The organism is Leptospira ainazelensis, from assembly GCF_016918785.1.
Classification (GTDB): domain Bacteria; phylum Spirochaetota; class Leptospiria; order Leptospirales; family Leptospiraceae; genus Leptospira; species Leptospira ainazelensis.
In genome coordinates this window covers 41,011-53,612 of record NZ_JAFFPT010000013.1, presented here as the reverse complement: position 1 = coordinate 53,612, position 12,602 = coordinate 41,011, and the positions used below count along the sequence as shown (strand labels likewise).

Here is a 12,602-nt window from a genome sequence, read left to right as displayed (position 1 = left end):
AATGAGAATCGAAGAACTCCTATTCTCTGACCAGCCTTTTATGATTTTCGATGAAGGATTCCATCCTTCCGGAAAGATTCTCTTTCGTAACCCAATCACCACAATCAAGGCATTTACTTCAAAAGAAATCGAATCGTCGCTTAACGAAATCGAACTCAACATTCAAAATGGATTCCACGTCGCAGGATTTATTTCTTACGAAGCCGGAGAAATTTTTTCAGGAATAAATCGAAAAAATTTTCAAACGGATTTTCCGTTTTTGTATTTCGGCGTTTTTCAAGAACCGGAAATTCTTCCGAAGATTGAAGAAATCGTTTCTCAAAATTTTGGATTTCACATTTCATCCTTACCGGACCAGAATCAATATTTTCAAAATCTAAAATCGATTCGTGAAAAACTTTTTCTCGGGGAAATCTATCAAATCAATTATACGGATCGGATCCTTTTCGATTTTGAAGGCAACATCTTATCATTCTATAATATACTTTCAAATCGGCAACCCGTTTCATACGGATCTTGGATACGAATTCCGGATTTGGACGTTCTTTCGTTTTCACCGGAGCTTTTTTTTGAAAAACGAGGACGAAGTATAATCACGAAACCCATGAAAGGAACATACCCGAGAGGAAAAACCGAATCCGAAGATGAAAAAAACTCCGAGTTTTTAAAAAACTCCGAAAAAGAAAAAGCGGAGAATCTGATGATCACCGATTTGATGAGAAATGATCTCGGAAAAATCAGTCGTAAAGGAAGCGTCCAAGTTCAGGAATTATTCTCCGTGGAAAAATACAAAACGATTCTACAAATGACCAGTACGATTCGATCCGAACTTTCGGACGAAATCACAACCACCGGCATTTTCCGAGAATTATTTCCCGGAGGTTCGATTACCGGCGCTCCAAAACTCAGAGCGATGGAATTGATTCAAGAATTGGAAAAACCGAGAGGGCTTTATACCGGTGCAATCGGAATTTTTCGTCCAAATTCGGACGCCGTTTTTTCGATAGCGATTCGTACATTAGAAATTTCTCATGGGAAAGGAAAAATCGGAATTGGATCTGGAATCACATGGGATTCGGATCCTGAAAAAGAATGGCTAGAAATTTTAGAAAAGGCGAAATTTTTTTCCGAAGCGCCTCAAAACTTTTCCTTATTTGAAACGATACTTTACAAAAATGGAATTTTCTATTTTCAAAAGGAGCATCGAATCAGAATGAAAACTTCGGCTGAAATTCTGAAACTTCCTTTCTCCGAAAACGGATGGGATTCTTGTCTGCAGGAAGTTCGTTCCGCATGTAAGGAGAAGAATTCTTATCGTATCAAAATTTGCTTGAATACGACCGGAAACTTTTACTTCGAACATTCGATTCTTTCCTCCTTTCAAAAAGATGGAAACTTACAAATCAGCTCGACCCGGATGGATTCCTCTTCAGAATTCAGAAAACACAAAACAAATCTCAGAGACGTCTACGACCGAGAAGGAACTCGATCCAGAAATTCTTCTTATTTGGACGTTTTATTTTTAAACGAAAGAAATGAGATTTCGGAAGGAAGTATCACAAACGTCTTTCTGAAAATCGGAGATTCTTACTTTACTCCGCTTGTTTCTTCCGGAATTCTTCCGGGGATCTATCGCAATCGACTTTTAAAACGAAAGGGTTTTTATGAACGTTCTCTTTCTTTGGAGGACCTAAAGTCCTCCGATTCCGTTTTTCTTTGTAATTCGCTTCGGGGAATTTTGCGAGTTCAAAAGATCGAAGATTCTGCAAAAAATTCGAGTTTAGAATCTAGTTGCGAAAATCCGCGGAAGTTCTAAGCTTTCGAGGATGAGAACTTTTCTGGGAATTTCCATTCCGGACGGAGTGAAAGAACAGCTAACCTCGATCTGTTTCGGATTACCCGATATCAAATGGGTAAGCGATGAAAATTTTCATATCACCTTAGTTTTTCTAGGAGAACAAAATTCCGAGGATGTAGAAAGAATCTCCGAATTCTGTTCCGAAATTTCACTTCCCGACTTCGACCTGGAACTTCGGTCTGTGGGTTTTTTCGGAAAACAAAAATCACCTTCGATTCTTTTTGCTAACGTGGAGAAAAATCTAACGTTACTTCAATTGCAGAAAACTTTGGATTCCGGTCTTCGAAAACGCGGGTTTAATCCGGAACGCCAAGACTATCATCCTCACGTAACAATGGGGAGATTTAAAAATACGAACTTGGATCGGATATCTCTTTATTTGGAAGAATTCTCAGGCTTTTCTTCTTCCCGGTTTCCGGTTTTGGAATTTCATATCTACTCTTCTAAATCCTCTTCGGACGGACCGACTTATACGATCGAAGAATCCTTTTCACTTTTTCCGTCTTACAAGAATTATGGGAAAATACTTTGAAAGACTTTTCCGACTTTTTTAGAAATCCGCACGTTTGGGACCGGGAGATAGTCGCGGTCGGCGGAGACCTTTCTCCGGAAAGACTTCTTTATGCTTATAAGAATGGGATCTTTCCTTGGTCGGATCAGCCGATTCTTTGGTATTGTCTGGATCCGCGCGGAATTTTCGATCTCAACAAGTTGCATATTTCGAAACGTGTGAAACGGAAAATCAATCAGAAGAAATATACGATTACTTTCAACCGCGCATTCGAACAAGTTATGCGCTGTTGTGCCTATCGGCCGGGCGAAGAAACGTGGATTACCGATCTTTTTATCAAAGGTTATATCGAGTTCCACAAACTCGGTTATGCGCATTCAATCGAAGTTTGGGATGAAAACGGAAAACTCGGAGGCGGGGTCTATGGGGTTGCTATCGGCAATTTTTTTGCGGGTGAGTCGATGTTCTCCTTTGTTCCTGATTTCGGTAAAATCGGATTGTATCATTTATTTGAGGCGCTCAAAAAAGATCAGTTCCATCTTTTCGATACCCAGCAGCTAAACATCGTTACTCTGGGGCTCGGTGCGTATCAAATTCCAAAAAAAGAATATCTTAGAAGACTAGAATTGGCCGTGGCTTCCGGAAAAAAATGGTCTCCTCCTCATTCCATTCTTTAGAAAAAAACGTATTTACTTTTTTCGGAAGGATGTTGCACTTCTCAGAATCAATCACTCTATTTAATAGGAAACTTTAAAATGACCCTTTTTAAGAAAATTCTTGCCCAACTTTTGATAGCAGCAATGGCGCTGACTGGATTTGCAGGACTTGTAGCGGAAGAACCGGCCGCTGACGCTCCGACTACTCAGACTGAAACTCCGAAAGAGACAAAGTCTGAAAAGAAAGGAAAAAAAGCTAAGAAATCCAAAAAGGCTAAAAAGGCAAAGAAATCTAAGAAAAAATCCAAGATGGAAAAAGCAGAAAGTAAAAAAGAAGAATCGGCTCCAACAACTGAATCCTCTTCTACTCCTGCCGGAGAAGAGCAATAATAACTGCTTCCCGTCTATCTCTTCCGAGGTAGACGGTCCTTCCTTTTCCTAATTTTTGCACCGCACCCTCTATCCTCTCATTTGAAAATTTGGTTGACTCATTCCTTTTTCCTCTTAGCTTAATTCAGCTTTTACCCTACTGGAAATCATTCCGGTAAAACTCACTAAAGAGGAATTGGAAATGTATAAAAACCTCGCGGATATGTTAATACAATCCACCGAGAAATTTGGAGATCGACCCGTATTCTGGAGCAAGGGAGAGGATAAAGAATTCCACCCTACCTCATATAAACAGCTTTATGATATGGGAATTGCGCTCGCTGAAGCTTTAATCCACTTAGGATTGAAAGCAAGAGAGCACGTTGCCGTATTAGCGGACAACCGACTCGAATGGATGGTCGCGGATTATGCCGTTCAGTTTTCCGGTGCAGCAAACGTACCGAGAGGAACTGATGTTACTGAATCTGAATTGGAATATATTTTAAACCATTCGGAAGCAAAAATCGTCTTTATCGAAAACGATAAGATGCTCGAAAAGTTTAACAAGGTTAAGTCGAAAATTTCTAAAATTGAATCGATCATCATTATGGACAAAGCTTCCACTGCAAAAGGAAAGCATATCCATAGGATTTATGATTTGATCGAAGAAGGAAAGGAACTTCGAGCGAAGGGTGGAAGAAAAGCGGAAAAAAGAATCGAGGAAATCAAACCCGACGATCTTTTTACTCTTATCTATACTTCCGGAACCACCGGTATGCCGAAAGGTGTTATGCTCATGCATTCAAACATGATTCACCAAATGATTTATGTTGTTCCGATGCTTTTGACGGATATCAAACCTTCGGATAGTATGCTTTCTATATTACCGATTTGGCATATATTCGAAAGAGTAAACGAGTACGGTGCGATTTCGAGCGGTATTCAGACTTATTATACGAAAGTTTCGGATCTGAAAAACGACCTCGCGAAAGCAAAACCGTCTTTTATGGCATCCGCGCCTCGAGTTTGGGAAAGTGTTTATACTGGAATTTACAACAAAGTAAACGATCCAAAACAAACTCCTCCCGTAAGAAGAGCCTTATTTAAATTGGCGTATTTCTTTTCAAAACATTACAACGCTTCTCTTAGATTCTTAAAAGGGTTGGAAGTGGACTATGAAAACAGAAATATTTTCAAATCCTTGGCGATTGGAATCAAATCCTTAATTCTTGTGCTCCTTATGGGTCCGTTTACCGTAAGTGCAATGGCAATTTTGGCGTATTTGGCGCTTCCCGCGTATGGAATTCACCTTCCAAATGCGCTCCTTTTTACGATTGCAGGTCTCGGTTTGATCTTTAACGCAAAAACTTTGGATGCGATCGTACTCTCTAAAATCCGGGCCGCTACCGGCGGAAGACTTAAAGGTTCTATGTCGGGTGGGGGAGCTCTCCAATCGCACGTGGATAACTTCTTCAACGATATCGGAATGCTCGTTCTCGAAGGTTATGGAATGACGGAGACAAGCCCCGTAATTTCAGTTCGTCCTTTCGTAAAGCCGATCATTGGATCCGTCGGATTCTTGGTTCCAAAATCGGAATTGATGATCAAAGACGATAGCGGTAACGTTCTGACTCACATCAACGACAAGTATGAAGTCCTTGCAGGTAAGTTAGGACAAAAAGGAGTCGTCTTCGTAAAAGGGCCTCAGGTCATGAAGGGTTATTTTAAGAATCCTGAAGTTACCAAAAAAACGATTGTAGACGGCTGGATGAACACCGGTGATATCGGGTTTATCAACTACAAAAAGACCCTGACTCTGACAGGAAGAGCAAAAGACACCGTAGTTCTTTTAGGTGGAGAAAACGTAGAACCGGTTCCAATCGAGAACAAAATGGACGAATCCCCTTTTATCAAACAATCGATGGTAATCGGGCAAGATCAAAAAGTTCTCGGTGCGATCATCGTGCCTGACGTGGACCAGTTGACGGAATGGTGTAAGGAAAACGGAATCGATGTTTCCCAAGTGGAAGAATTGATCAAACATCCTAAGGTTATCGATTTCTACAAAAAAGAAGTTCGTAGCTATAACAGCACCAAAACCGGATTCAAATCTTTTGAGCAGGTTCAACACGTGATTCTCACCAAGAAACCTTTTGAAATAGGGGACGAATTGACCAACCTTCTCAAAATGAAACGTCACGTGATCACCGAAAAATACAGCAAAGAAATCAAGAAAGTCTACGATAAAGACTGATTCTAAAATTCTCTTTCGTATTTAAAAACCCGAAGTTAGTTTTAACTTCGGGTTTTTTTTATATTCGGATAATCGGATGAAAGAATCTAGATCGAACAAAAAAAGGAAAATTTGATTCTAAAATTCATCCAAAAGGATCTTACAATCTGATAAAGACTGGTGAGTTTCGATTCGGCCTGAGTCGGACTTTTGCCGGATTCGAATTTTTTTAAAAGTAAAACTTTGTTGCGACTCACAGAACAGAATTTCCTTAAAATAAAAAAAGAACTCGAGCTCCCGGAAAGATTTCTTCTCCTTCCTCTAAAATCGAAGGATCATGCAAAGTGAGAATCTTCGTACCTTTTCCGTAAAGAATCTGAACGTATTCTAAAAAATCGCCGTTCCTTTTGAGCGAAAACGCAGCCGTTTTTGGAAGACCAATTCCATTCTTACATTCCTGAATCAGATAACATTCGTCTCCGGTAATTAAGAATTGTTTATCCGAAGTTACAACCCATTCCATGGCTTGAGAACCCGGAGTATGACCCCCGGTAAAAAGGATTTGTATACCGGGAACAAGCGAATGAGTTCCATTGAAAGAATGAAGTCGATTTCGGTTTTTTAAGTCGTTCAGGTAAGACGACTGTTTTGGAAAATAAGACTGTTTTTTCAAAAGATCCAAATCGTGATTTTGAATGTGAATCGTCGCAGATGGAAAGAGAAATAAACCGCCTGCGTGATCAAAATGAAAATGTGTGAGAACAATATCCGAAATTTCTTTCGGATCCATACCGCATTTTTTTAAAAGGATATCGGGTCTTTCAAAGGAACTAAAACCGAATTTTTTTTTGTAAGTATCGTTCACGAATCCCGAATCAATAAGAATATTCTTTCCTGGAATTCTTATCAGATAGAATAGATAAACGATCTCGCGACTTCCGTCTTCCTCTTCGACGTTTAGATATTGATTCGGATAAGAACCTCGTCCATAGGAGAAAACATAAAGGCCGTAATTCGATTTACAGTTTTTTACAACAGTTCGAGACGAAAAATCCGAAATTCGATCTCCGGTTCCACCGCAAAAAACCGCACAACAAAAAAAGAAACAGCCGATCCATATTTTTTTCATTTGAGAATTTCGGAAGGGCTGCTTTTGATTTCCGAAAAACCTTTTTGTATCGGCGATCTAAATTGCATTATAATTCCCTTATGGAGATGTCCCGGCAAAAGCATCCATTGTTTGAGATTTTTTAAAGACTGAACGTTGTAATGTAATGGATAATCCACCGGAATTTTTTCTCCGTCCGGAGATCCGTATTCTTCTTTGGTTCCGTTTTGCATCGTCCTTAAAACGATTCCTTTATCGTCCGTGGGTAAACTCAAAAGGTTATCTCGAAAACCCGGAGTGTAAGAAAAGTAATCTTCGATATTGGAAAGATAGACGACTCTAATTTGAACATTCAGACGAGCCGCTCTTTCAGAAACTGACCGAATACTCTTCTCCGCGTTGATATCGCCTTTCAGAATCTGAATTCTTCCTTGAAGAACCATGTTTCGAATATAGTTGTATTCTTCTTTAGAATGGATGAACGTCTTAAGTCCGAATCTCAGAGAAGTTCGATCCAGTTCATTCCATCTCTGGGGAATGTCCGATTTTCCTCGGTGCGCCACTTCCCAGGCATCTCGAATGAGATTCCATTCAGGATCGTTTCCCCATTCTTTTTTTAACAATTCAAAGGAAGAATTTTTATTCTTTCTCGACCAAAGTTCTCGGTAAGATTCCGGATCTGGCGCCAACGTAAAAAATAGTAAATGAATTCGATTGATGATGCAGATCGTATAATCGAAATCCATAAGCCAAGCGTATTTACTTTTCGCCCAAACGATAAAGGTAAAGTTTTGATCGGTCCCTGCTCCTAAATAACCGCCTTCCAAGTTTTCGATATACGGTTTAAAAAGATCGATCCTCAACTCATTGGAAGCCGGATAGTGTCTTCCTCCGAGATCCTTAGAATCGAAATCGTCAGTGATTAAAGGAGCGAGGAAGAATTTCTCTTTCTCGCCTAACGGAGGCACTTCCCATGGATCTCTTGGAGGGGCGGCTTTGCAGAATGAAGTAAAGACGAGCAATCCCGATAGAAGTATCGGGATCATTATATTATGAAACATAAACCTGGTTACTTTGAGTTGAGTTTATACCAGTTCAACCATTCGTTCCGAGAGTAAAAGTTCTTTCCTGTGATCGAAGACAAAGAAGCCATTAAAAGTTTTGAACTCGAGGCCTGATTCTCCTCTAAAATTTGAATCAATACCGGAATACTTGCAGGATCCTTTCTTTTTCCCAACTCGGAGATAGCTACTTGTTGAAGAGCGACATTCTCTTTTTTAGCAAAGATTTCAAGAAGTTTACGGGATTCTTCTCCGGGAATCGACGCGATCGCGGGAATTACGATCGAAGCCGAGTTCGGTTTATTCTCTGCCAAACTTGTTAAAGTTGGAAGCGCTTTTGGAGAACGAAGTAATCCCAAGGATTCGACGGCCAACGCTGAAAGTTTCGGATCATTAGAATTGGATGCCTTGATTAAATCTTCAAGGGCCTCCGCTGCTTGTAGAATTCCTAAAGACCAAGCGGCGCCGTAACGACCGTCTCCTTGCGATTCTTTCAGAACATTCAATAAAACTGGAATACTCTTTTTGTCGCCCATATATCCAAGGGCTTGTCCGATCACTTCTCTATCGGGGAGTTTAGAATCCAACAACCTCTGTTCTATCAACGTTCTCGCGGAAATAAAATGAATTCTCCCCAAAACAAGCGACGCCGGAGCGGAGGATTCTGGCTCGTTTTCTTCGAGTATTTTCAGCGTCAACATGCCCGTTTCCGAAGAAGGAATTTCGGAAAGAACACTGACCGCGCGAAAACGAATTTCACGATTTTTATTCTTTAAAATCGGAACGACCGATCTGATCGCGGAAGGATCCTTTATGTCGATCAAAGCAAGCATGGAATTCTCACTCCCCTTATCAAAGTCGCTCGCCAATCCATGCACCAAAATCGGAATCGCATTCTTACTCGAAATTCTTCCTAATGCCAAATATGCGGCCGCCAAAGTGGGAGAAGGTTCCGTGGTCTTTGCAAGTTCAATAAGATAGGTTTCCGCAGTCCTTACTTTCAATTTTCCTAATGCCATAGCATAGGTTTTTGAAAATTCCGGATCCTTGTTTTTTTTCGCCAAACCTAAAATCGTTTCTCCGGAAGACCGGGCGCCGATTCTTACCAAAGTATCGACCGCTATTAAACGGAGTGTCGAATCTTCCGATTGTAAAAAGGGAAGCACAGCCGACGCGGAAGAAGGATTTTCCATTCGGGAGAGCGCTTCCATAACGATATCCGGTGTAACTCCGGATTCGGGTCTAAAAAGCTGGATCACTTCTGAAAGCGAAGAATTATCCTTCCAGGTGCCCAGTGCGATCGCCGCAGTCCCCTTCACCGCAGGATTGGAGTCTTTTTTGAGCAATTCACGAATTTGATTCAAGGAGGCCTTGTGATTCCTATTAGAAAGTTCTAAAATAGCCTGAGCTCTCAACTGCGGATTTTCGGACTTCAGTTCGATTAAAATTTGTTCTAAGGGAATCTCCTTTCGTTCCTCCGCGATCGGGAGTAAATCCGGCCTCGGCGGTCCGCCGCAACTCAGCATAAACGTAAAAACGATCAAAAATAACTGCATGTTTTCTCCTTTGTTTTAAAAGACTATTCTTGAAAAGGATTGATAGCGAACTAAGAACGAGGGATTAGACTTTGAACCTGCTTCAAATCCGCAAGTTCCTTTTTCCACAATGCAAGGTCTTGGTTCGCGGTCCCAACCTGAGAAGGATCCAGCTTCCCTTGTTGAATCGTATATTCAATCAATTGAATTCTAGATTCGAGTTCTTCGATCTTATAGTTCACATAAGCAAGTTGTTCCTTGGGATTAACGCTCGCCTCCGAAGGGGCTTTTGGTTCTTTGCCGGGCTCTGCATATTTGCTCAAGGATCTGGAAACCGCGTTCATCGCTTCCACACTTCCGATACTATCCAATCGATCTCTTGCTTCCTTTTCTTCGGCTTCCGATAAAGCGGGTTTAAACTCGGAAGGAATGTAAATATTCTTAGGATATCTTGCTACGAAATCGGTCCATTCTTTTCGAATCTGTTCCTTTTCTTCGGGAGTTTTTTTGGGACGAAACGCTTCGGGCCAAAGCCTTTTTGCCTGGCCTTCCAACTCCGGATCCTCGTTAAAAGGATGTGGCGCATCCGGAAAGTAAGGGTCCATCTCCGAATAGTATTTCGTTTTTAACACGGCTTCGCTCTCTTCCGCAATGGAAATTGAATTCTTCTTTCGATCTTCCGGCCAAAAAATAATAAATAATATTAGAATTAATGCAAATACAATTGCGACTAAAATATACTTCTTTCTAATTTCCATAAAACTCGCTTTAAATAAAAAACGCCGCCTTAAAAAGGCGACGTTCCAAATTTACTATCCTCTTCCTCAAAAATCGAGGAAGAATTTTTGTTAAACGAAAATTCCGATTACCCAAGAAATGAACTGTCCGAAAATTGTATCGGTCAGGAATTTCTTCAAGTCGATCGGATTTCTGTTTAGAGTGTCGTAGTACCAAGCGGTATATTCGCTTACTTGAGCCAGATTTAAGCCATAACGTGCGTTGATGACTTTGATCAGCTCGTTTGCGAACACCGAGTGTCCGAACATATTCGGGTGTACTCCGTCTAAACCAAAAACTCCCGGCTGGTTCGGTAAAGGCCAGTTTGCGCGAGCGTAACCTGGACTCCAACCGGACGGGCTTTTTACGATACGTCCGTTTTCTTTGATATCATCAAAGACAACTTTTAGGTCAGCCACTGCAAATCCCATCGCCGCACCTTGCGCTTTGACTTCGTTATTCAACATAGCCAAAAAGTTGGTGATAGTCGCGACTTCACTCGCGTCTAAAACTTGATTCGGATCTGACACGGAGTTTCTGAAGAACGCTTTCAGACCGGTATAATTTGCTCTTCCTTGAGGATCCTTATAAGGTTCCAAAAAGGCGATCGCAGTAACGTTAGGAATTGTAAAGAGAACACCTCCCTTCAAACTTCCCATCGCTGCCAGTCTTCTCATAACTTCACGAATATCTCTTTTATATCGAGCCTCGTCCAAACAAGCTGTCGTTGTAGAAAGAGCAGTACAAAGAACGTGATTCGCCGCTACCGTTCCAAAAAGGAAAGAAGGTCTGACTTTTTCCATAATCTCAATTTGGGTTCCGGAACTCCGAAGACCAAATTGGTGAAACTTATCAGGTTCTTTACAATCTTGAACTTGTACCCAGCGGTAAGTATACCAGTACCACTTTGCCCAGTACCATTCTTTATCCCACTTAGTTGCAGTAACGTCTTCGCATTTTCCGGAAGTTCTCAAAACGGAAGTATACTCTGCACCTGTAATTCCCGCATGAGTAGGAAGGCTCACCGTTGAACCGTTACCACCGATGATAGAACCAGCGATGCAAAAAACACCACAATCCCCTTTTAGAACGTCTTCCAAATTGATAAAAGGTCCTTTCAGGACGTTATACGAAACGGAAGATCCGGCTTGTTTGCTTACCAGAACCGGATAAGCCCAATCCTGAGTTTTTTTCTCTACTGTCGCTCCGAAGAAACCATGACTCAGAGAGTCCCCAATTACCCCAGGCTTTGCAAAAAGTTGAGCCTGAGTCTGCGCGGATAAAGATCCTACGCCGAATCCGAGCACGAACAGAAGAGTCGCAATCCAATTAGCTTTTTTCATCTTTCACTATTCTCCATTTTCATTTATGGCCCTGGAGAACGACTATCCTCTAAGGAATCCCACCTCTCGTTCTTCTGCCGGCCCGGGTTTTAACCCAAGACAATCCTAAGACTGTAACGAACAGTCAGTCAACTTGAATTAAGGTAGAATGACTAACGCAGAATTTTTTTTTGCGATTTGCCATAACGTTCGATATAAAATATTTCGAGTTGTAATCTGCTAAAAATGGAAATTATTAAGTTTGATATCAAATGAAGTTACAAAGACGGAGGATCTAAAGTACTCTAAAAGCTTAAAAAAGGGGTCTTATTCTTTTGAACGCAGTGAAATTTTTGGGAGAATGAAAGAAGCATAGGTTATTCGATCCGTATCTGAAAAGTTCATTTTTTGACGAATTTATACAATTCTTATCGTTTCAAAAATGTTAATCTCCTCAATAAATTTTGGAGGCAACATGCAAAAACAATCTAGAAGAAAAGTCTACGACCTGCCGCACAGAGGAATCCGCAACGCGTTCTTCATTTGGCTATTCGAGACCGGAAAAACGGATCCCTACGACCCGAAAGACGTACTGAAATTTATTTCGATTTCCCAAGAAGTGTTTAGAATCTTAGAAGTTCACGCAGAGGATGAAGAATCGGTCTCACTCAGACGATTGGCTTTGATCGATCCTTCCTTTGCCGCAGAGGATAAAGAAGAACACAAAAAATTAGAAACGAAAATCGGAGAACTCAGGCAGATTACCGCAGCGATCTCCGAACTTTTGGAACAACCCGAAGCGCTCGTTCCTAAACTTTCGGAGTTTTACGATAAGCTCATTTCATTTCAGCTTGCTTACTCGAATCATATGGAGCACGAAGAGAAAATCACTCAGGAAAAAATCTGGGAATCCTTTTCCGACTCGGAATTGGAAGAACAACAAAAGCAAATCATTATTTCATTGAACGCATCGGATTTGGTTCTCTGGAGAAAATACATCGCCCCAACTCTACCGCCTCGAGAACGGATCGGTTTTGAATCGATGACTGGATCGATCCTAAACTCAAAATCAAATTGAACTTGAAATTCAAACTGTATAGAGTATAGATAAATTCGTGACGCCCATAGATCAAAAAGAAAGTTCCATTCTATTTTATTGGAATCGTAAGATC

The 12,602-nt window shown here is 41.0% G+C and carries 10 protein-coding genes and 1 pseudogene; 6 read left to right on the top strand and 5 right to left on the bottom strand.

What is annotated here, in order from left to right; genetic code table 11:
• Position 1: 1 nt before the first annotated feature.
• The 5 genes from pabB (at position 2) to JWG44_RS03320 (ending at position 5,648) form a co-directional block, all read left to right on the top strand.
• A complete protein-coding gene (gene pabB, locus JWG44_RS03340) occupies positions 2–1,816 on the top strand; it encodes an aminodeoxychorismate synthase component I (RefSeq protein WP_205273545.1) in 1,815 nt (604 codons plus the stop codon).
• A 10-nt stretch (positions 1,817–1,826) separates the two neighbouring features.
• Complete coding sequence (gene thpR, locus JWG44_RS03335; protein WP_205273544.1) at positions 1,827–2,390, top strand: RNA 2',3'-cyclic phosphodiesterase; 564 nt, start codon at positions 1,827–1,829, stop codon at positions 2,388–2,390.
• Positions 2,387–3,046, top strand: coding sequence for a leucyl/phenylalanyl-tRNA--protein transferase (gene aat, locus JWG44_RS03330; protein WP_205273543.1), 660 nt, complete (start codon positions 2,387–2,389; stop codon positions 3,044–3,046). Before thpR ends, aat begins: the two co-directional genes overlap by 4 nt.
• A gap of 78 nt (positions 3,047–3,124) precedes the next feature.
• Positions 3,125–3,415, top strand: a complete 291-nt coding sequence (locus tag JWG44_RS03325) for a hypothetical protein (RefSeq protein ID WP_205273542.1) — start codon at positions 3,125–3,127, stop codon at positions 3,413–3,415.
• A 181-nt stretch (positions 3,416–3,596) separates the two neighbouring features.
• Entirely contained in the window at positions 3,597–5,648 is a 2,052-nt protein-coding gene (locus JWG44_RS03320; protein ID WP_205273541.1) for an AMP-dependent synthetase/ligase, read from the top strand.
• 250 nt (positions 5,649–5,898) lie between these two features.
• Here JWG44_RS03320 and JWG44_RS03315 read toward each other — a convergent pair.
• The 5 genes and pseudogenes from JWG44_RS03315 to JWG44_RS03295 all read right to left on the bottom strand — a co-directional run.
• Positions 5,899–6,654 (bottom strand): annotated as a pseudogene (locus JWG44_RS03315) (N-acyl homoserine lactonase family protein); the annotation flags it as partial.
• Between the two features lie 98 nt (positions 6,655–6,752).
• On the bottom strand, positions 6,753–7,796 hold the full coding sequence (locus JWG44_RS03310; RefSeq protein WP_205273539.1) for an LIC_10091 family lipoprotein: 1,044 nt from the start codon (positions 7,794–7,796) through the stop codon (positions 6,753–6,755).
• A gap of 8 nt (positions 7,797–7,804) precedes the next feature.
• The gene (locus JWG44_RS03305; RefSeq protein WP_232371464.1) at positions 7,805–9,322 is read right to left on the bottom strand and encodes a HEAT repeat domain-containing protein; all 1,518 of its coding nucleotides are present in this window, start codon (positions 9,320–9,322) and stop codon (positions 7,805–7,807) included.
• 80 nt (positions 9,323–9,402) lie between these two features.
• Positions 9,403–10,089, bottom strand: coding sequence for a hypothetical protein (locus tag JWG44_RS03300; RefSeq protein WP_205273537.1), 687 nt, complete (start codon positions 10,087–10,089; stop codon positions 9,403–9,405).
• Between the two features lie 90 nt (positions 10,090–10,179).
• Positions 10,180–11,451, bottom strand: coding sequence for a hypothetical protein (locus JWG44_RS03295; protein WP_205273536.1), 1,272 nt, complete (start codon positions 11,449–11,451; stop codon positions 10,180–10,182).
• Between the two features lie 454 nt (positions 11,452–11,905).
• Between JWG44_RS03295 and JWG44_RS03290 the strand changes: the two genes are divergently transcribed.
• Entirely contained in the window at positions 11,906–12,508 is a 603-nt protein-coding gene (locus JWG44_RS03290; protein WP_205273535.1) for a hemerythrin domain-containing protein, read from the top strand.
• The last annotated feature ends 94 nt before the right edge of the window (positions 12,509–12,602 follow it).